Origin of the sequence: Nocardiopsis sp. EMB25 (assembly GCF_026797795.1) — a bacterium.
Taxonomy (GTDB): Bacteria; Actinomycetota; Actinomycetes; order Streptosporangiales; family Streptosporangiaceae; genus Nocardiopsis; species Nocardiopsis lucentensis.
Genome location: NZ_JAMTDN010000001.1, coordinates 2,981,238 through 3,000,757, shown reverse-complemented (window position 1 = coordinate 3,000,757; position 19,520 = coordinate 2,981,238). Strand labels below are relative to the sequence as shown.

Here is a 19,520-nt window from a genome sequence, read left to right as displayed (position 1 = left end):
TCACTCCGGTCTCAACTGATTCGTTACCTTCGGGCGGATCGCCGTAGGTGTCCGAAATATGTTGTGACGGGCCGCACCCCGGACGGCGCGAGGGCCGCCACCCGGACGGGTGACGGCCCTCGCTGAGATCTGGGGCGCCGTCAGGGACGGACGGCGAACTGGAATTTGCCCGCCCAGTAGGCGGCCAGTCCCACGACCTCGATGTTGCGCCCCGTGCGCGGGGCGTGCACCATCTGGCCGTTGCCCGCGTACAGGCCGTCGTGGCCCAGGTTGCTGAAGAACATGATGTCGCCGGGCTGGAGCGCGTTCATGTCGTAGATGCGCTGGCCCACCTCGGCCTGCGCGTAGGTGGTGCGCGGCAGGTTGACCCCGCCCGCGCGCCAGGCGGCCTGCACCAGACCGGAGCAGTCGTAGCCGCTTGGGCCGGTGCCGCCGTAGATGTAGGGCTTGCCGATCTGCGCGTAGGCGAAGTCCAGGGCCGCGCCCGCGCTGCCCGAGGCGGGTCCGGTGTAGGAGCCGCCCGGCGTGTCGTCGGCGCCGTCGGTGGAGGCGTCGGCACTGGGGAACTGGGCCAGCAGCGCCTCCTGCTCGGCGATGGCCTCCTCGACCTCGTCCTTGGCCTCCTCGGCCTCCTCCAGGGCCTCCTCGGCCTCCTCCAGGGCCTCCTCGGCCTCGTCCTTGAGCGAGAACAGGCGCTCGGAGGACTCGCCGAACTCGTCCAGCTGGGCGAGCTGCTGCTCCGACAGGTAGTTCAGGTCGTCGTTCTGCTCCAGGAGGGCCTCGGGGCCGTCGGAGGTCAGGATGTTGGCCGTGGAGTCCAGGTCACCCGACTGGTAGGCGGCGCTGGCGAACTGCTGGACGCGCTCGCGCAGTTCGTTGTAGCGCTCCTCCTCGTCGCCGACCTGCTCGTCCAGCTCCTCGTACTGGGTCTTGGCGGTCTCGTGGTCCTCCTCGGCCTCGTTGTAGGCCTGGACCGCGGCGTCGGCCTCCTGGTTGAGCTCCTCGATGCGGTCCTCGACCTCCTCCTGGGTCGGCTCCGCGTGGGCGGTTCCGGGGGAGATCAGGGTTCCGGCGACGACCACACCGAGACCGGTCGTCGCGAGTCGGCGAGCCGTACGCCGACCACCGGGGTTCTTCATGGCGGTCCACGCTCCTTGGGGTAGGGACATCCGCACGGGGGTGCTGGGGAGACAACGGGGGAGGCCGTCCGCGCGGGGGCGCGGACGCGCGTGAGCGAGGGGATCCGACCGGGCGGCGGGCACAAGTGTCGCGTTCTACCCGGTAGAGCACTCACGCTCCGGAAAGAACCTAGCGGACGGTACCGCACCCCTCAACCATGGGACCCAGTACACACGGAACCGCGCACGCGGCCACCCGAACCCCACCAGTGGTGTTGTTCCAGGCAGACACACGTGCGCGACCCATGGTCACGAAGAGGTAACGAACCTGTGTGGTCGTCGTGCCGCCACCGCCGGGCACGACCCCGTCACTCCTACCGCTCCAACCTGCGCAGGAAGATCGGTGACGGTACCGCCCGCGCTCCGGCCGAGCGCACGGCCGTCACGATCTCCCGGTCCGAGGTCACGACCGCGATCGGCCGCCCCGGCGGCTCGGCGCGCACCAGCCGCACGATCAGTTCGTCGGCGGTCTCCCCGGGCGCGCTGAACAGCAGCCGAACCCGGCGCGGCTGGGCGACCACCGGCGGGGTGTCGACGTCCGCGCCGTCGAACACGCACGTGATCTCGGCCTTGGTCCGGCTCGCCAACCCCTCCAGGGAGCCCAGCAGGCGGGTGCGCTGGTCGGCCAGCGGCAGCGTTCCGTACCCGGTCTTGGTGACGTTGTAGCCGTCCACCAACAAATGCACGCGCGGAACGGTCAGGAGGTGCTCCAGCAGTCCCGGGTCGTCGTCGGGCAGTCCGCCCAACGGCACTCGGCGCTGCTCCCGCGTGGCCTCGGCGACGTGGTCGGCGGGGCTGTCCAGGGACGTGGGCAGGGCCAGTTCGCGACGCAGTCCGTGCGAGGCCTCCACCAGCACGTCCAGGAGCACGCGCAGCCGCGCCTCGTCGGCGTTGCGCTCCGATCGCACCGCGCGGCGGGCGCTCTCCACCTGGGCCTCGGCCTCCGCCAACCGGGAGCGCAGCCGTCGGTTCTCCGACTCCAGGGCACTGACCTGGGTCGCCGACTCACTCTCCCGGTCCGCGGTCTCGGCCAGGGCGCGTTCGGCCCTGGCCTTGGCCTCCTTGGCGCGCTGGCGTTCGGTGTGGACCTTGCGCCGCAGCTCGGAGATCTCGGCGCGCTGCCCCCGGATCTGGCCGCGCAGCCGCTCCAGGTCGGCCTGGTGGCCGTGCTTGGTCTCGTCCAGCTGCCGACGCACCGCGTCCAGCGCCTCGGCGGTCTCGTCCGCCTCCTTCGCGCTGCTCTGGCGCTCCAACTCGGTGTGGACGCCCTCGATGATCTCCGGCCACCCCCGAGGGCGCAGCAGGTAGGCGCAGGCCGCCACCGCCACCGGGTCGGCGGCGGGTGGGACGACGCCCGAGCGCAGCCCCTCGGCCAGCTCGGGCCAGACCTGGTCCACCCGGGCGGCCACCCGCCCCCGGAAGTCGTCGTCGGTCTCCAACTGCGCGGCGATCTGGGGTCCGGCCAGCCGGGCGCGGCGGCGCGGTTCGAACCGCGCCACCCGCCGCAGCAGCGGGGGCAGCTCGCTCGTGGGCATGCCGCCCAGCACGTCGGAACCGTACTCGACCACCCTCGCCCGGACCTGCTCCGGTAGGGGTCTGCGCAGCCGCTCGTCCTCGGCGTCGGCCCGCTCCCCGCGGTCCGACCCCTCGTCCCGGCCGAGCGGCTCCGAGTCGTCGGAGTCGCCGCCCGCCTCCGGGCGGGCGCTCATGCCCGACCCGTCGTGCTCTCAGCCGAGGCGTCGGCGGCCGAGCCGTCGGCGTCGGGGCGGGGGACGATCTCCACGCTGTCAGTGGCGCCGCACCAACGGCACCGGACCCGCTCCACCGTCTCGGTGAGTACCGACCGCTCCTCGACCAGGCCGCGACCGGCCAGATCCTGGTGGACGAAGTCCTCGGAGCGGACCGTGCGGGTCACGTCGAACCGCGTGAGGTTGCCGCACCCGGTGCACCGCCACCGTTCACTGTCACCCGGCATCGCGATCCCCACGGTTTCCTCCTTCGATCGTGCTCATCTTGGGGCGCAAGGACACTTCAGCCCCTTCACCCCCATCTTTCCATGTCGGGCAGGTCAGACCGTATTCGTCGGTCATTCGGTCGGCGGCCCCGACTACCCTGACCGCGTGGTTCCACAGTCCGCGGCGTCCACCGGCGTCCAAACGAGCATCGTCGACCTCGGCACTCCGCTGGCCGCGACGACGTTCGTCGTGGTGGACCTGGAGACCACCGGGACCAGCGCCAAGCGGTCCCGCATCACCGAGATCGGCGCGGTCAGGACGCGTGGCGGGAAGGTCCTGGACGAGTTCTCCACACTGGTCGACCCCGGCACCCTCATCCCGGCCAACATCACCCTCCTGACCGGCATCACCCAGTCCATGGTGGCCACGGCCCCCTCCCTGGAGGAGGTCCTCCCCGACCTGCTGGCCCTGCTGACCGCCGAGCCCGACACCGCGTTCGTCGCGCACAACGCGGCCTTCGACACCGGTTTCCTCCGGGCCGCCTGTGAACGCCTGGGCCAGCGGTGGCCCGACCCCCCGGTCGTGGACACCCTGCGGCTGGCCCGCGCCGCGCTCGACCGCGGTCAGGTCCGCAACCACCGGCTCGGCACGCTCGCCGCGCACTTCGGCGTGACCACCACCCCCACCCACCGCGCCCTGGACGACGCCCGCGCCACCGTCGGGGTCCTGCACGGACTCATCGAGCGCCTCGCCCCCGCCGGGGTGCAGAGCCTGGAGGAGCTGCGCGCGGTCACCAAGCCCGCCAGCCGCGCCCAGCGGGCCCGGCGCCACCTGGCCGAGGACCTGCCCGAGGAACCGGGGGTGTACGTCCTCACCGACGCGCGCGGCGCCACCCTCTACGTGGGCAAGAGCGCCAACCTGCGCCGACGCGTGCGGTCGTACTTCACCGCGGCCGAGAACCGCCAGCGCATCCGGGAGATGACCGCGCTCGTGGAGGGCGTCACCCCCATCGTCTGCACGACCGACCTGGAGGCCTCGGTCCGGGAGCTGCGGATCATCGCCGAGCGCAAACCGCCCTACAACCGCAGGTCGCGCAACCCCGAACGGGTCTTCTGGGTCAAACTCACCACCGACGCCTACCCCCGGCTGTCGGTGGTGCGCGCGGTCCGCGACGACGGCGCCCCCTACCTGGGCCCCTACTCCTCGGCGAAGGAGGCCGAACGGGCCAAGGAGGCGCTCCTGCACGCGTTCCCGCTGCGCCAGTGCACCCACACGTTCACCCCGGTCCCCGGTGGGCGGCCGCTGGCCTCCCGCGCCGGGGACCGGCTGGTCGAGCCCTGCGTCCTCGCCCAACTCGGCCGGTGCGGCGCTCCGTGCGACGGCACCGAGAGCCACGCCGGCTACACCGTCCACGCCGACGCCGCCCGCTCCGCGATGACCGGGGACCCGGGACCCGTCATGACCGCCCACACCGGTCGCATCGCCGAACTCTCCGCAGACCTGCGCTACGAGGAGGCGGCCGCGCACCGCGACCGGCTCGTGGCGTTCCTGCGCGGCGCCCGGCGCGCGCAACGCCTGTCCGCCATCGCCGCCGTCCCGCACCTGGTCGCCTCGCGTCCCGGAGGAACGGGGTGGGAGACCTGCGTCGTCCGCCACGGCCGCCTGGCCGCCAGCGCCGTCCTGACCCCCGGCACCGACCCGGCGGCCTTCCTGACCTCGCTCACGGCCACCGCCGAACGCGTCCCGGCCGGGGTCGGGCCCACCCCGCGGGCCACCGCCGAGGAGACCGAGCTGATCCTCGACTGGCTCGTCCACCCCGCCACCAGGCTGGTCGAGATCGAGGGAGAGTGGACCTGCCCGCTGCGCGGCGCGGAGGCCCACACCGGAATGACACACTGGGCGCATGGCCGCGCTTCCGCTGAATGACGACTACCCGGTCCGCCGCGCCCCCGTGGTCGCCTACACGCTGATCGCGGTGAACGTGCTCGCCTACCTGGCGTCCCCGCTGGCGATGACCGCGGTCTGGTATCCGGTCGAACTCGCCGAGCGGTTCTGCGCGATCGACCACTACTTCATGCGCTGGGGCGCGGTCCCCGACGAGATGCTCGGCCGCACCGACCTGGCACCCCCCATGACACCCGAGTGCGGGGCGCTGGACGGCAAGTCCGTCTGGCTCTCCGTGTTCACCTCGATGTTCGTCCACGGAGGCGCGGCCCATCTGCTGGGCAACATGGTGTACCTGTTCGTCTTCGGACCGGTGGTGGAGGACCGGATCGGCCGCCTCCGCTTCCTCATCCTCTACCTGGTCACCGGCCTGGCCGCCGCCTACGGGCACGCGCTGGTGGACACCGAGGGCGTCATCCCCATGGTCGGGGCCTCCGGGGCGATCTCCGGCGTGCTCGGCGCCTACCTCGTCGTACAGTTCCGCAGCAGGGTGACCACGCTGGTGTTCGTCGTCATCCCGATGCGGCTGCCCGGGTGGGCCCTGGTGGGCAGCTACTTCGCGGTTCAGTATCTTCTCTACGTCACCACTTCCACCACTCCGGGAGGCGGGTCCAACGTCGCCTACGCGGCGCACGTGTACGGATTCCTCGCCGGGGTGGCCGCGGGACTGGTGGTCTACCGGTTGCGATGGCGCTCCGGGACGCGGCTGTCCGACGTCTACTGACGGTGCGCCCCTCGCCCGGGGCCCGTCCCGCGCCGACCCGCCATGGAGGCACCGTGATCACCGCGATCGTCATGATCAAGGCCGACGTCCACCGCATCCCCGAGGTCGCCGAGGCGATCGCCGACATCGACGGTGTCAGCGAGGTCTACTCGGTCACCGGCGGCGTCGACCTCATCGCCATGGTGCGGGTCCGCCGCCACGAGGACCTGGCGGAGGTGATCCCGGGCCGGGTGAACAAGGTGCCCGGAGTCATCTCCTCCGACACCCACATCTCCTTCCAGGCCTACTCCAAGCACGACCTGGAGTCCGCCTTCGCCCTGGGCTGGTAGGACACCGGAACGACGCGGGGCGCGGAGTCCGGACACCCGGACACCGCGCCCCTCCGTGCTCTTCGCGCGCTCGCAAGCTCGCGTCGGGGCTCGGGGCGTGGGGAACGGGGATCCTTCGTCCTCGGCGGCGCCTGGCTCGTTCCTCGCTGGCGGCTTGCCTCGTCCTGCAGGACCCCGTACGCCCCTCGCCGTGCTCTTCGCGCGCTCGCAAGCTCGCGGGCCCGGCCGGGGCGGTCTCAGACCTGCTTGGCCAGGCCCTGGCTGGTCTCCACCCACGCGGCCAGCGCCCGCTCGGCGGCTCCGCTGTCCACGGCTGCGGCGGCGCGCTCGTAACCCGCGCGCACGGCCTCCACCAGGGAGCCCTCCACGCCGTCCACGGCCGCCAACGCCGCGCCCGCGTTGAGCAGGACCGCGTCCCTCACCGGGCCGCGCCGGCCCGCGAGCAGGTCGCGCACGGCCTGGGCGTTGAACTCCACGTCGCCCCCGCGCAGCGCGTCGGGCGCGGAACGCCCGATCCCCAGGTCCGCCGGGTCCAGTCGCTCCCGGCGTGCCTCGCCGCCGCTGACCACCCACACCGTCGACGTGGTCGACGTGGTCAGCTCGTCCAGGCCGTCGTCACCGCGGAACACCAGCGCCGAGGAACCGCGACCGGCGAAGACCCCCGCGATCACCTCGCACATGCGCTCGTCGAACACCCCGATCGCCGAGGTGGTGGGCCGCGCCGGGTTGGTCAGTGGCCCCAGGAAGTTGAACACCGTCGGCACGGCCAACTCGCGCCGCGGCTTGGCGGCGTAGCGCAGCGACGGGTGGAACAGCGGCGCGAAGCAGAAGGTGATGCCCGCCTCCTCCGCCACCCGGGCGGTCAGCCGCGGGGGCAGGTCCAGGACCACGCCGAGCCGCTCCAGGACGTCCGCGGTCCCGCAGGAGGAAGAGGCCGCGCGGTTGCCGTGCTTGACCACGCGCGCGCCCGCCGCCGACGCCACGATCGCGGCCATCGTCGACACGTTCACGGTGTGCGCGCGGTCGCCGCCGGTCCCGACGATGTCCAGGGTCGGCCCGGGAACGCTGACGCGGACGGCGTTGTCGAGCATGCCCCTGGCCAGGCCGGTCACCTCGGACACGCTCTCGCCCTTGGCGCGCAGCGCGATGGCGAATCCGGCGATCTGCGCGTCGGTCGCCGATCCGGACATGATCTCGTTCATCGCCCAGGCCGTGTCGGCGGCGCTGAGCGTCACCCCGCCCAGAAGGGCGGTGATCAGGTTGGACCAGGTCCGCTCGGTGACGGCGGACTGGTCGTCGGAAGCGGTGGGCGGGACGGTGTTCATCTTCTCTTCGACTCCACGGTGCGGGTTCGGGCGTGGGGGCGTACGGAGACGGCGGCGCGCGACGGCGGCCGACCGGTGCTCAACGCCCCAGGGGAAGGGACGGGGCGTGGCCACGCCATCGCCCGGTGTCCGCACCGTGGTTGAGTGCTCCGTGCACGACGGAACGCCGACGCATCTCCCTGTCGGCGTTCTCTCGGTCGCTCAGAGTCGTGGGGGCGCCCACCGGGTCACCCGCTGAGGGCGGCGGCGCGCTGACGCATCAGCTCCGCCAGGGACTCGGCCAGCGCGACGGGGTCGATCGGGTGGCTCACCACCTGCTCGGCCCGCGACCAGGTCGCGAGCCAGCCGTCGTCGCGGCGGCCCACCAGGAGCAGGACCGGCGGGCAGCGGAAGATCTCGTCCTTGAGCTGGCGGCACAGGCCCATGCCGCCGACCGGGGCGGCCTCGCCGTCGAGGATCGCCACGTCGATGCGCTCGGCGGGGTCGGTCGACTCCAGCCTGCGGATCACGACGGGCGCGGTCGCGCACTCGACCAGTTCCACGCGGGGCACGTCGGCGGCCGGGCGGCGGCCGACGGCCATGCGCACCTGCTCGCGGGTCTCAGCCTTGTCGCTGTAGACCAGCACGCGCATCCGGGCACCCGTGTCCGTACCGCTGACCACCATCGCGCAACCGTCCCATCACGTCGGTCCTCGGCCGCCGTCGAGGGGGCGCGGCCGGGCGTTCGTTGGTTCTCTCGTCATCGACTCTATTGCCTCGCGCTCCCGGTGCCCAGGGCCCGGTGGGGCCGGGGCTCCGGGGTTGAGACCTTCGACACTCCCAGGATGCCAGCACTCCCGGGGGGTGTACTCACCCGCCCCGCGCGTGGCGTTGTGCAACGGTGACCGTTTCGATACCTGCGCGTTGGCGGAGGTGGATTGGAGCGGTTTCCGCCGGGGTACGGATCGCCTCAGCCGCCCAGGATCACGCCTGTCGGCGGCTGTGGGCGGGTCGCTGACGCACGAACGGCGGCCGAGTCGGTACAGTAACGCGCGAGTCACGGTGAACGCCCCGGTCCGGGGCGTCCGGATGGTCGAAACCGGTACTGATCCGCCCCCTTACGGGGGGTCGAGTACGGGTCTCCGCGAGATGCCGTAATAATGCTCCCGTGGCGACAGCAACCGCGAACCTCAAAACAACACCGACACCAGAGCATGGTGCGGCAAAGCGTCCTGACCTGGTGAGCGTTGGCACCATCGTGTGGTTGGCCAACGAGCTCATGTTCTTCGCAGCGCTGTTCGCGATGTACTTCACCATCCGATCGGTGACCAACGGGAACCCCGAACTGGGGCCGTGGCCGGACACGCACCTCAACGTGCCGTGGGCGACCGCGATCACCGTGGTGCTCGTGGCTTCGAGCTTCACCGCGCAGGCCGGCGTCTGGGCCGCCGAGCGCGGTGACGTCAAGAAGCTGCGCGCGTGGTTCTTCCTGACGTTCTTCATGGGCCTGTTCTTCGTTCTCGGACAGGCCTACGAGTACTACGTGCTCATCGCGCACGAGGGCCTGACTCTCCAGTCCAGCGCCTACGGGTCGATGTTCTACCTGACCACGGGCTTCCACGGGCTTCACGTCACCGGTGGGCTGATCGCGTTCCTCATCATGCTGGGACGCACGTACGCCGCGAAGCGCTTCACCCACCAGCAGGCGACCAGCGCGATCGTCGTGTCCTACTACTGGCACTTCGTCGACGTGGTCTGGATCGCTTTGTTCTTCACCATCTACTTCATCCAGTAACCCGAAACGGGGAAACCGTGAAATGGATTACCGCGCGGCGACGGCATCCCCTGGCGGGGTATGTCGTCGTCATCCTCGCGCTAGCCCTGTTCGGGGTGGGGTACGCCGCACTGGCCCCCACCACCGACCAGGCGCAGGCGCAGACCCTCGCCGCTGACGCGCCGTCCCCCGAGGACGTCGACGTCGCCGAGGGCCGCGAGATCTTCGACCAGACGTGTGCCACGTGCCACAACTACGACGGCTCCGGTATGCGGACCGAGGACGGCGACGTCATCGGCCCGGACCTGCGTGAGGTCGGCCCCGCGGCGATCGACTTCCAGGTCAGCACCGGCCGTATGCCGTCGGCGAACCCGGACGCGCAGATGCCGCGCAAGCCCATGGCCATGTCCGAGGAGGACCTGGTCAACCTGATCGCGTACTACAACGCGCAGATCAGGGACGGCCAGAGCGGCGCGGACATCCCCTACGACGTCCCGGACACCGCCCCCCAACGGGACGAGTTCAGCGTCAACCGCGCCGACTTCGACTCCGAGGACGAGTACCACGAGGCCGTCGAGGAAGCCGAAGCCGAGTACGAGGCCGCGCTCGAGGAGTTCGAGGCGGAGTACGAGGCCTACATCGCCGGTGCCGACGACACCGAGCTGGGCATGAAGCTGTACCTGACCAACTGTGCGCACTGCCACAGCTGGTCCGGTGGCGGCGGCGCCCTCACCGACGGCCGTTGGGCTCCCCAGATCCGCGACGCCAGCGCGCGCGAGATCTACGAGGCCATGGTCACCGGCCCCGGCGCCATGCCGATGTTCTCCGACACGGTCATCACGTCCGACGAGAAGCAGGAGCTGATCTCGTACGTGAAGACCCTGGAGGCCGAGCCGAACGCCGGCGGCGTCTTCGACCTGGCGCGCGTCGGTCAGGTCGCCGAGGGCTTCATCTCGTGGACCATCGGCCTGGCACTGATCATCGCCTGCGCGATCTGGATCACCGCGAAGCAGCGTGCACATGACTGAGAACAACAACAACGACAACACCGAGGCCGGAGCCGACGGTCCCGAGCGCGTGCTCGGCACCCCGTCCTCCGAGGCCGAGGAGAGCGTGGTCTCCACCGCCTCCGCCGAGGCCGAGCACGAGGGCCCCTATCCGGCCTCCGAGACCCACGCACACCCGGAAGAGGTCCAGCGCCGGGGCGAGAAGATCGCCTCGCTGTGGTTCGTCATCGCCTTCCTCGGCGGTATCGGCTTCCTGGTCTCCTACTACCTGTTCCCGCCGAACGCGCAGGACGTCCCGGCGATCGCGGACCCGCGGATCGGCCAGTACTCGAACGTGCTGCTCGGCAGCACGCTCGCCCTGGCGCTGTTCGGTATCGGCGCGGGTATGACGGTATGGGCGCGCAGGGTGATGCCCCACTACGAGGTCTCCTCGCCCTATGACGACCTGCCCTCCGACGACGAGGAGAAGAGCTCCTTCAGCGCCTTCTTCATGAAGAGCGCCGACGAGAGCGGCTTCACCAAGCGTCCGCTGATGCGGCGGACGCTCATCGCCGCCATGCTGCCGCTGGGCATCGCCCCGATCGTGCTCCTGCGCGACACCGGCCCCCTGCCCGGCGACAAGCTCAGGGACACCCCCTGGGCGGACGGCGTGCGCATGGTGGTCGAGGGCACCGACCGGTTCATCCGAGCCGAGGACCTGGAGTCCGAGCCCAACGGCATGATCACCGCGCTGCCCTACGTCGTGCACGAGGGCGGCCACGGTGAGGGCGACCACGGTGAGGGCGAGGGCGAGTCCGAGCGGTACGCGGAGAACTACCACCTCAGCCTGAACGACAAGGCCAAGTCGGTCATCCTCCTGATCAAGATCCCGGAGGGCGACTACAAGTCGGGCATGACCGAGACGGTCGAGGGCCAGGACGAGCCGCGGATCAACTGGACGCACAACGGAATCGTCGCCTACTCCAAGATCTGCACCCACGTGGGTTGCCCGGCGGCGCTGTACGAGCGCACGACGCACCGCATCCTGTGCCCGTGCCACCAGTCGACCTTCGACGCGGCCAACGCCGCCGAGGTCGTGTTCGGTCCGGCGCACCGTCCCCTTCCGCAATTGCCGATCGGCGTCGACGACGAGGGTTACCTGGTCGCGACGGGCGACTTCACCGAGCCGCCCGGGCCGACGTTCTGGGACTACGCGAAGGACTAGTCGATGAGTAAGACCACGCAAGCACCCAAGGCGCTGCGCGGCGTCGGCAACTTCATCGACGACCGCTTCCACCTCGCCAAGACCGGTGAGAAGAACCTTCGCAAGGTCTTCCCGAACCACTGGTCGTTCATGCTGGGCGAGATCGCGCTGTACTCGTTCATCATCCTGCTCCTCACGGGTGTCTTCCTGACCCTGTGGTTCAAGCCGAGCATGGCGGAGATCGTCTACGACGGCTCCTACGAGCGCCTCCAGGGCGTCGAGATGAGTGAGGCCTACGCCTCGACCCTGTACATCGACTTCGATGTGCGCGGCGGGTTCCTCGTCCGGCAGATCCACCACTGGGCCGCGCTGATCTTCGTGGCCTCGCTGGTGGTGCACATGCTCCGTGTGTTCTTCACCGGTGCGTTCCGCAAGCCGCGCGAGATCAACTGGCTGATCGGCGTCGGGATCTTCACGATCGCCATCGTCGAGGGCCTCTTCGGCTACTCGCTGCCGGACGACCTGCCCTCCGGCATGGGCGTGCGCATCCTCCAGGGTGTGATCATGGCCCTGCCGCTGGTCGGCAGCTACGTCTCGATGTTCCTGTTCGGCGGGGAGTTCCCGGGCGACCTGATCATCCCGCGCCTGTACATGCTGCACATCCTGCTGCTGCCGGCTCTGCTGCTCGCGCTCATCGTGGCGCACTTCATGATCCTGTGGCACCAGAAGCACACGCAGTACCCGGGCACGGGCAAGACGAACAAGACCGTGGTGGGAACGCCCATGTTCCCCGGGTTCGCGGTCAAGGCGGGCGGGTTCTTCTTCTTCACGTTCGCCGTGGCCGCCGGCCTGGCCGGGCTCGTGCAGGTCAACCCGATCCACCTGTTCGGTCCGTTCACGCCGACCTCCATCACCTCCGGCCTCCAGCCGGACTGGTACATGGGCTTCCTGGAGGGAGCGCTGCGGATCTTCCCGAACACGTTCGACTTCCAGATCTTCGGCTACGCGGTCCCGGTGGCGGTCCTCGTGCCGGGTCTGGGCCTCATGGGTCTGCTGTTCGGCGGTCTGGCCGCCTGGCCGTTCCTGGAAGCCTGGATCACCGGGGACAGGCGGCCGCACAACGTGGCCGACCGGCCGCGCAACGCCCCGGTCCGCACGGGTCTGGGCGTCGCGGGCGTCACCGCCTACGGCATCCTCTGGCTCGCCGGCTCGAACGACATCCTGTCGGAGACGTTCTCCATCGACCTGTACCTGACGACGTACATCTTCCGTGCGTCGATCATCATCGGGCCGATCATCGCGTTCATCGTCACCAAGCGGATCTGCCTGGGTCTGCAGCGGCGCGACCGCGACACCCTGGAGCACGGCTACGAGAGCGGCATCATCCAGCAGCTGCCCAGCGGTGAGTTCATCGAGGTGCACAAGGAGAGCTCGCAGGACACCGTGGACGCGCTCCTGAGCAAGCCGACGATCACCTCGACCGCCCTGGGCGAGGAGACCGACGACAAGGGTGTGGAGAGCCCCCAGAAGCGCAAGACCACGGGCAGGCTCCGCCGCGCCCTGGCGCACTGGTACACGAAGGACAACGTGTCCTTCGAGGGTGTGGAGCCGCACAGCGGCCACCACCTGCACCACTCCGCCGAGGAGAAGGAGTCCGCCGCCCACTAGGACGCGCGCATCCGACGACGACGGGCCCGGCCGTGTTTCGGCCGGGCCCGTCGCGTGTGTCCGGGATCCCACGGTGCGGGTGCGAGCACGGGCGTGTGACTGCGGGGACGGCTCGTTTGGGCCAGGACCCGGGGCTTCAGGCCCGGGAGGAATCGCTGCCCATGCCCTGGCGAACCATGAGTGACGAGCATCATTTTCAGGTGCGCTTCGCTGCACTCTGTCACCGAGCGGGCACACAATGGTGCGTGTGTCGACGATCATCGTGCAGCTCAGACTCACGCCGTCGCCTGAGCGGGCGGCGGCGTTGGAGGCGACCCTGGGCGCGGTCAACGACCAGGCCAATCGGGTATCCGAGATCGCGCACGAGACGGGGACGACCAAGAACTACCCGTTGCGTAAGCTCGCCCACGCCGGTGTACGAGCCGCCGGGCTCGGATCGCAGGCCGCCCAGCACGTGATCAAGAAGGTCGCCGACGCCTACACGACGTTCAAGGCCAACCTGAAGGCCGGGAACTATGGAAAACCCGGGTCGAAGCGGCGCAAGCGCGTCGAGGAAAAGCCGATCGTCTTCCGGTCGGACGCCGCACAGCCCTACGACCAGAGGAACCTTTCCTTCTGTGTGGACGCCCGCACGATCTCGTTGTGGACTGTCCGGGGACGGTTGAAGGACGTGCCCTTTGCTTGCTCACCTGATGCGGCTAAGGCCTTGGGCGAGCACAAGCGCGGAGAGTCCGACCTGCTGTATCGGGACGGGGTGTGGTTCCTGTCCGTCACGCTCACCGTGCCCGACGACGAGGAGTATGACCCGGAGGGATTCCTGGGTGTGGATCTGGGGATCGTCAACATCGCCACCACCAGCGATGGCCGTGTCATGGCCGGGCGCAAGCTCAACCGGTACCGCGGGCGGCAGCAGCGTCTACGCCAGAAGTTGCAGGCCAAGGGCACCACGTCCGCCAAACGTGTGTTGAAGCGGCAGCGACGCAGGGAATCACGCGTCGCCAAGGACGCCAACCACTGCATCTCCGAACGCATCGTGGCCGAGGCTGAACGCACCTCGCGCGGGATCGCCCTGGAAGATCTTTCGGGCATCCGGCAGAGGGTACGTCCCGCCCGTCGCCCTCCACCGCCCCAACCGACGGTCTTCGGCCGCAGTCCCCTCCGGGCGCCCCAACGGGCCGCGCCGCACTCCTGGGCCTTCGCCCGGTTAGGCGAGTTCATCTCGTATGGGGCCCGCGGGGCGGGTGTACCCGTGGTGTTCGTGGATCCGGCCCACACGTCCCAGACGCGTAGCTGGTGCGGTCACCGCGAAAAGGGCGACCGCACCAGCCAGACCTTGTTCACCCGCCGGTCGTGCGGCGTCGCCCGCGCGCGCCTACCGGAACGCTTCCCGCGACCATGCCGCTCGAGGCGAGGTCGCGTGGGACGCGTGGCGGCAGTCATCCGTCCCTGGAAGCCCCTGAGGTTGCCTGGACGCGGAGGTCGATCCGGCAGCCAGCCGGGCGCCTACCGGCAAGCTCGGTCTTAGGACTGAGAAGATGACACGTTGTAGATCTCGTCGATCTCCTTGCTCCAGCTCTTGTTCACCACGTGCCGCTTGACCTTCATGGAGGCGGTGAGCTGGCCGCTCTCCTCGGTGAAGTCACTGGGCAGGATGCGGAACTTCTTGATGCCCTCCGCCTTGGACACGGCCTTGTTGGCGTTGTCCACGGCCTCCTGGACGGCGGCGTTGAGGTCGGGGTCCTCGGTGAGGTCGGCGATCTCGCCGGTCTTGCCCTTGTCGGACTTCCACTGTTCGAACGACTCGGGGTCGATCGTGACCAGGGCGGCGATGAACTTGCGGTTGTCGCCGACGACCATGCACTGGCTGACCAGGGTGTGCGCCCGGATACGGTCCTCCAGGACCGCGGGCGCGACGTTCTTGCCGCCCGCGGTGACGATGATCTCCTTCTTGCGGCCGGTGACGCTGAGGAAGCCGTCGTCGTCGAGGGCGCCGAGGTCACCGGTGTGGTAGAAGCCGTCCTCGGTGAAGGCCTCCTCGGTGGCCTTCTCGTTGTCCCAGTAGCCGACCATGATGTGGTCGCCCTTGACGAGGATCTCGCCGTCCTCGCCGATCCGCGCGCTGGTGCCCGGCAGGGGCTGGCCGACCGTGCCGATCTTGTTGAAGCCGGGGCTGTTGACCGTGGTGGGCGCCGTGGTCTCGGTGAGGCCGTAGCCCTCGATGATGGTCAGACCCGCGCCCCGGAAGAAGTGGCCGAGCCGGGCGCCGAGGGCCGAACCGCCGGAGACGGCGTAGTTGCACTGGCCGCCCAGGCGGTCCATGAGCTTGCCGTAGACGAGCTTCTTGAACACGGCGTGCTTGAGCTTGAGACCGAAGGGCACCTGGCCGGTGGCGAGTGCCTTGCTGTAGTCGATCGCGGTGTTCGCGGCGGCGTTGAAGATCTTGCCCTTGCCCTCGGCGGTGGCCTTCTGCTCGGCCTTGGTGAAGACCTTCTCGAACACGCGCGGGACGGCGAGGATGAAGGTGGGCTTGAAGACGGAGAACTGGTCGATCAGTTCGGGGCCGGTCGTCGAGAAGTGGCCCAGGACCGCCTTGCCCTCGATCACCATCACCTGGACGAAGCGCGCGAACACGTGTGCCAGGGGCAGGAAGAGCAGGGTGGAGGGGTTCGACGTGCCCTTGAGGATCTGCTTGGCCGGACCCTCCAGCGCCGAGTGCGCGATGAAGAGGAAGTTCCGGTGCGTCAGCTTGCAGCCCTTGGGGCGGCCGGTGGTGCCGGAGGTGTAGATGAGGGTGGCGAGGTCGTCGACCTTGACCGCGGTGCGGCGCTTGTCGAAGGTCTCGTCGTCGATGTCGGCGCCGGTGGCACGCAGGGAGGTGAGGTCGTCTCCGTCGAACCGCCATACGTTGCCCAGGTCGGGGGTGTTCGCGCGGACCGACTCGACGCGCTCGGCGTGGGAGTCGGTCTCGACGAAGGCGGCCTTGGCCCCGGAGTTGGAGAGGATCCACTCGACCTGTTCGGCGGAGGAGGTCTCGTAGATCGGGACGGTGACGCCGCCGATGGACCAGATCGCGTAGTCGACGACCGTCCACTCGTAGCGGGTCCGTGACATCAGGGCGACCCGGTCACCGTGCTCGATGCCCGCGTTGATCAGCGCCTTGGCGTACGCGGTGATGTCGCCGTGCAGCTCGGCGACGGTGACGTCGCGCCACTGTCCGGACTCCAGCCGGCGGGCGGCGACGGCGTTGGGCTCGCTGGCCGCGCGCGCGTAGAGCGTGTCGGTCAGTCGCGCGTCGTCGGAGATCTCAGCTTTCGCGGGAGAACTGTATTCGCGCACGTTGTGGCTCCTGGGCGTGTACGGGGTTTTGATGTGTGGGGACGTGACGACCGTAACAACACCATGCTACTCGTGAGTAGGACGGCATGCCGTTCGGTATCCAACGGTGACCGAACCCGGTGTCTGACGTGGGTGGACGCGTGGGGCGGACGGTTCGTCCCGACTCCTCCTCCCGCGCACGCGACACTATCGCCTGCGTGGTGTTCGTGCACCCGACGTGAAGAACGCGTGAAATGCCGGGTTTTCTGGGCTGGGAGGCCGGGGCCCGATGCGGTCGGGGCACCCCTGGTTCGCCCCTGATTCGGCCCTGAGGGGCCTGTAGGGCGGTTCGGGGCCCGGTTAACGTGAAGCCAACGGCAAGCCGGTCCCAAGGAGGTCTGACATGACGGAGAACAACGCTCGGGGCGAAGGGGCTTCTGGCGGGCGCGCTCCCGCCCCCGACCTCGTCGACGACGCGCTGCGACTGGTCGACGGCCTCCAGCGCAAGCTGCTCGCCGCGGGGGTCCGGCGCGGAGTCAGCGCGGTCACCGCGCCTCCCGTCAAGGAGGACGTGTGGTCGGAGGCGATCCGGCTGGAGACGGAACCGGAGCGCCGGCCGCTCGGCGAGGTCCTCGACATCGTGCGCACGAGCGCTCCGGAGCTCGCCGGACACCTGGGCCGGGCGGGTCTGGTCGTGGCCGACGCGCTCGGGCGCACCTGGGACGTGGTCGAGCGCTCCCTGGAGCAGACCCGTAACGACACCCCGGGGGCGGAGCGTGGCGGTGCCGCGGCGCCCAGTGCGGACAAGCAGGTCACAGGGCGCGAACCGGTCTAGATCCACGGGTTTCGCCGAAGGGGTGTTCCCAGGGGTTGCGGGCTGGTTTAATCGAATGGTTTGTACCCCATTTGCAAGATCTCTGCCATGAACCTTGTTACTTATGTCAGAGTTCGGGCGTAAGTACGGAGGAGTCGCCCCCATGCTCACCATCGGCGTAGACATCGGCGGGACCAAGGTCGCCGCCGGGGTCGTTGACCTCGACGGGAAGATCCTGGACAAGGTCAAGTACCCCACTCCGGCCGATGACCCCGAGGCCCTCGCCGACGTCGTCGCCCGCGCCGTCCGCGAACTGCGGGACAGGCGCCCTGAGGCGGACTGCGGGGCGGTCGGCGTGGGTGTGGCCGGGTTCGTCGACGAGGACCGTGCCACGGTCCAGATCGCCGTCAACCTCGGCCTGCGCGACCACCCCCTCCGTGACCGCGTCCAGGAGCGCGTCGGCCTGCCCGTCGTGGTCGAGAACGACGCCAACGCCGCCGCCTGGGCCGAGGCCCGCTTCGGCGCGGGTCGCGGCAGCGACCACATCGTGTGTGTGACCCTGGGCACCGGTATCGGCGGCGGTCTGGTCCTGGACGGCGCCCTGTACCGGGGCCGCTTCGGCGTGGCCTCGGAGGTGGGCCACTACCGGATGGTGCCCTTCGGCCGCCGGTGCCCCTGCGGCAACCACGGCTGCTGGGAGCAGTACGCCAGCGGACGCGCACTGGTCGCCGAGGCTCAGGACCGCGCCCGTACCGACCCCCAGAAGGCGGAGCGCATGCTCAAGCTCGCCGACGGGACCGTGGAGCGGGTCCAGGGCCCGATCATCACCCAGGCCGCGCTGGAGGGCGACGCGGCCGCCCTGGAGTGCTTCGCCGCGGTCGGCGAGTGGGCGGGGCTGGGACTGGCCGACCTCGCCGCCATCCTCGACCCGGAGTGTTTCGTCCTCGGCGGCGGTGTGTCCGACGCGGGGGCGATTCTGCTGGACCCGGTCCGCGCCTCGTTCGGCCGCCACGTGTCCGGGCGCCCCCACCGCCGCCTGGCCGAGGTGCGCCTGGCCGAGCTCGGCGGCGAGGCGGGGATCGTCGGCGCCGGAGACCTCGCCCGGCACTGACCGGGGCCCTGGGCGGGGTGGTTACCCGAGGGGGTTGCCGTTCGGGCGTCGGCAGGGTTCCGCACGACGAGGCGAGCCGCGTAGCGAGGAACGAGCGATAGGCGCCGCCGAAGGAGGGACTGCGCCGTAGGCGTCCGTTGAGGGTGGTGGTGGGCGACGGGCGGGCAGAATCCCTGCCTTGAGGGCGCCCGAACACGGTCCAAAGCGAAGCGGAGGACCAAAACAAACAGGGCGCGGCCCCGGTGCGATCACCGGAGCCGCGCCCTACTCGTGTCGGGAACGGAGTCAGTCCTCAGAGCCCGAGGGTTCCCCGCCGTCCTTCGCACGCTCCTTGGCGGCCTTGCGCTCGGCCCGCTTCTCCTCCTTGCGGGTACGGCGCTCCTCCTTGCGCTTGGCGCGCTCGGCACGCCTGCGGTCCTTGTCGCTGGCGTGCTGCTCACGCCGGGCCTCCTTGGCCTCGGCCTCCAGCTCCGCCTTGACCGACTGGGCGTACCGGTCCACGTACTCCTGGCCGGACAGCGACATCAGCGCGTACATGATCTCGTCGGTGACGGCGCGCAGCACCCGGGGGTCGCGCTCCATCCCGTGGTAGCGGGAGAAGTCCAGCGGTTCGCCGAACACCACCTTGGGGCGCACGCCCAGCTTCGGGACGGTCCGGCCGGGCGGCATGATCTTCTCCAGGTTGATCATCGCCATCGGCACCACCGGGACCTTGGCCTCCAGGGCCAGGCGCGCCACACCCGTACGGCCGCGGTAGAGGCGGCCGTCGGGGGACCGGGTGCCCTCGGGGTAGATCCCCAGCAGGTCGCCGCGCTTGAGCACACGCAGACCCGTGCGCAGCGCCGCCTCACTGGCCTTTCCACCGGAGCGGTCGATCGGGATCTGCCCCACACCGGTGAAGAACGCCCGGCTGACCAGCCCCTTGACCCCGGTGCCGGTGAAGTACTCGGACTTGGCGAGGAAGGTGATCTTGCGCGGCAGCGGCAGGGGACCGAAGAAGTGGTCGGAGAAGGACAGGTGGTTGCTCACCATGATCGCCGCGCCGCGCCGCGGCACGTTCTCCACGCCCTCGGCGCGCGGCTGCCACAGAACGGCCAGTACCGGCCCCAGGATCGCCTTGACCACCCAGTAGAACATCGTTGAGATCACCCCTGCACACGCGGGGAGTCCTGGGCAGGGTCTGCCACGGTTCCTGTCCCGCTCGGCCAACAAGG

17 protein-coding genes are annotated in these 19,520 nt (G+C 69.9%); 10 read left to right on the top strand and 7 right to left on the bottom strand.

The genetic code is table 11. The annotated features are described in order from the left end of the window. Window positions 1–140: 140 nt before the first annotated feature. The 3 genes from KIK06_RS12890 to KIK06_RS12880 form a co-directional block, all read right to left on the bottom strand. Window positions 141–1,139, bottom strand: coding sequence for a C40 family peptidase (locus KIK06_RS12890; RefSeq protein WP_268643308.1), 999 nt, complete (start codon window positions 1,137–1,139; stop codon window positions 141–143). Between the two features lie 353 nt (window positions 1,140–1,492). Next, on the bottom strand, window positions 1,493–2,887 hold the full coding sequence (locus KIK06_RS12885; protein WP_268643307.1) for an NYN domain-containing protein: 1,395 nt from the start codon (window positions 2,885–2,887) through the stop codon (window positions 1,493–1,495). Then, complete coding sequence (locus tag KIK06_RS12880) at window positions 2,884–3,165, bottom strand: hypothetical protein (RefSeq protein ID WP_017600029.1); 282 nt, start codon at window positions 3,163–3,165, stop codon at window positions 2,884–2,886. Before KIK06_RS12880 ends, KIK06_RS12885 begins: the two co-directional genes overlap by 4 nt. Window positions 3,166–3,298: 133 nt before the next feature. Here KIK06_RS12880 and KIK06_RS12875 point away from each other — a divergent pair, with 133 nt between their 5' ends. From KIK06_RS12875 to KIK06_RS12865, 3 genes are read left to right on the top strand one after another with little or no spacing between them, the layout of a single operon-like run. Beyond that, the gene (locus tag KIK06_RS12875) at window positions 3,299–5,059 is read left to right on the top strand and encodes a DEDD exonuclease domain-containing protein (protein ID WP_268643306.1); all 1,761 of its coding nucleotides are present in this window, start codon (window positions 3,299–3,301) and stop codon (window positions 5,057–5,059) included. Beyond that, the gene (locus tag KIK06_RS12870) at window positions 5,037–5,801 is read left to right on the top strand and encodes a rhomboid family intramembrane serine protease (protein WP_017600028.1); all 765 of its coding nucleotides are present in this window, start codon (window positions 5,037–5,039) and stop codon (window positions 5,799–5,801) included. Before KIK06_RS12875 ends, KIK06_RS12870 begins: the two co-directional genes overlap by 23 nt. A gap of 53 nt (window positions 5,802–5,854) precedes the next feature. Further along, the gene (locus tag KIK06_RS12865) at window positions 5,855–6,130 is read left to right on the top strand and encodes an Lrp/AsnC family transcriptional regulator (RefSeq protein WP_017600027.1); all 276 of its coding nucleotides are present in this window, start codon (window positions 5,855–5,857) and stop codon (window positions 6,128–6,130) included. A 236-nt stretch (window positions 6,131–6,366) separates the two neighbouring features. Here KIK06_RS12865 and trpD read toward each other — a convergent pair whose 3' ends face one another. Both trpD and KIK06_RS12855 read right to left on the bottom strand, forming a co-directional pair. Next, the gene (gene trpD, locus KIK06_RS12860; protein WP_017600026.1) at window positions 6,367–7,455 is read right to left on the bottom strand and encodes an anthranilate phosphoribosyltransferase; all 1,089 of its coding nucleotides are present in this window, start codon (window positions 7,453–7,455) and stop codon (window positions 6,367–6,369) included. A 227-nt stretch (window positions 7,456–7,682) separates the two neighbouring features. Next, the gene (locus tag KIK06_RS12855) at window positions 7,683–8,120 is read right to left on the bottom strand and encodes a hypothetical protein (RefSeq protein ID WP_017600025.1); all 438 of its coding nucleotides are present in this window, start codon (window positions 8,118–8,120) and stop codon (window positions 7,683–7,685) included. Window positions 8,121–8,602: 482 nt separating this feature from the next. On the opposite strand from KIK06_RS12855, the gene ctaE reads away from it, so the two are divergent. The 5 genes from ctaE (at window position 8,603) to KIK06_RS12830 (ending at window position 14,591) form a co-directional block, all read left to right on the top strand. Beyond that, on the top strand, window positions 8,603–9,229 hold the full coding sequence (gene ctaE / locus KIK06_RS12850) for an aa3-type cytochrome oxidase subunit III (protein ID WP_169548899.1): 627 nt from the start codon (window positions 8,603–8,605) through the stop codon (window positions 9,227–9,229). Window positions 9,230–9,246: 17 nt separating this feature from the next. Next, complete coding sequence (locus KIK06_RS12845; protein WP_442789766.1) at window positions 9,247–10,236, top strand: cytochrome c; 990 nt, start codon at window positions 9,247–9,249, stop codon at window positions 10,234–10,236. After that, window positions 10,229–11,419 (top strand): cytochrome bc1 complex Rieske iron-sulfur subunit, encoded by a 1,191-nt coding sequence (gene qcrA, locus KIK06_RS12840; RefSeq protein ID WP_268643305.1) that lies wholly within the window; start codon window positions 10,229–10,231, stop codon window positions 11,417–11,419. Before KIK06_RS12845 ends, qcrA begins: the two co-directional genes overlap by 8 nt. Before the next feature lie 3 nt (window positions 11,420–11,422). Next, window positions 11,423–13,066: a cytochrome bc1 complex cytochrome b subunit gene (qcrB, locus tag KIK06_RS12835; protein WP_268643304.1), complete on the top strand. Its 1,644-nt coding sequence runs from the start codon at window positions 11,423–11,425 to the stop codon at window positions 13,064–13,066. A gap of 238 nt (window positions 13,067–13,304) precedes the next feature. Further along, on the top strand, window positions 13,305–14,591 hold the full coding sequence (locus KIK06_RS12830; RefSeq protein WP_442789765.1) for an RNA-guided endonuclease InsQ/TnpB family protein: 1,287 nt from the start codon (window positions 13,305–13,307) through the stop codon (window positions 14,589–14,591). Here KIK06_RS12830 and KIK06_RS12825 read toward each other — a convergent pair. Then, window positions 14,588–16,402: an AMP-dependent synthetase/ligase gene (locus KIK06_RS12825; protein WP_268643303.1), complete on the bottom strand. Its 1,815-nt coding sequence runs from the start codon at window positions 16,400–16,402 to the stop codon at window positions 14,588–14,590. The genes KIK06_RS12830 and KIK06_RS12825 overlap by 4 nt on opposite strands. Before the next feature lie 382 nt (window positions 16,403–16,784). Here KIK06_RS12825 and KIK06_RS12820 point away from each other — a divergent pair, with 382 nt between their 5' ends. Beyond that, window positions 16,785–17,216, top strand: coding sequence for a hypothetical protein (locus KIK06_RS12820; protein WP_268643302.1), 432 nt, complete (start codon window positions 16,785–16,787; stop codon window positions 17,214–17,216). 142 nt (window positions 17,217–17,358) lie between these two features. Then, on the top strand, window positions 17,359–18,306 hold the full coding sequence (locus KIK06_RS12815; protein ID WP_017600017.1) for an ROK family glucokinase: 948 nt from the start codon (window positions 17,359–17,361) through the stop codon (window positions 18,304–18,306). Between the two features lie 285 nt (window positions 18,307–18,591). On the opposite strand, the gene KIK06_RS12810 is transcribed toward KIK06_RS12815, so the two are convergent. Beyond that, window positions 18,592–19,443 (bottom strand): lysophospholipid acyltransferase family protein, encoded by an 852-nt coding sequence (locus KIK06_RS12810; RefSeq protein WP_017600016.1) that lies wholly within the window; start codon window positions 19,441–19,443, stop codon window positions 18,592–18,594. Window positions 19,444–19,520: the final 77 nt, after the last annotated feature.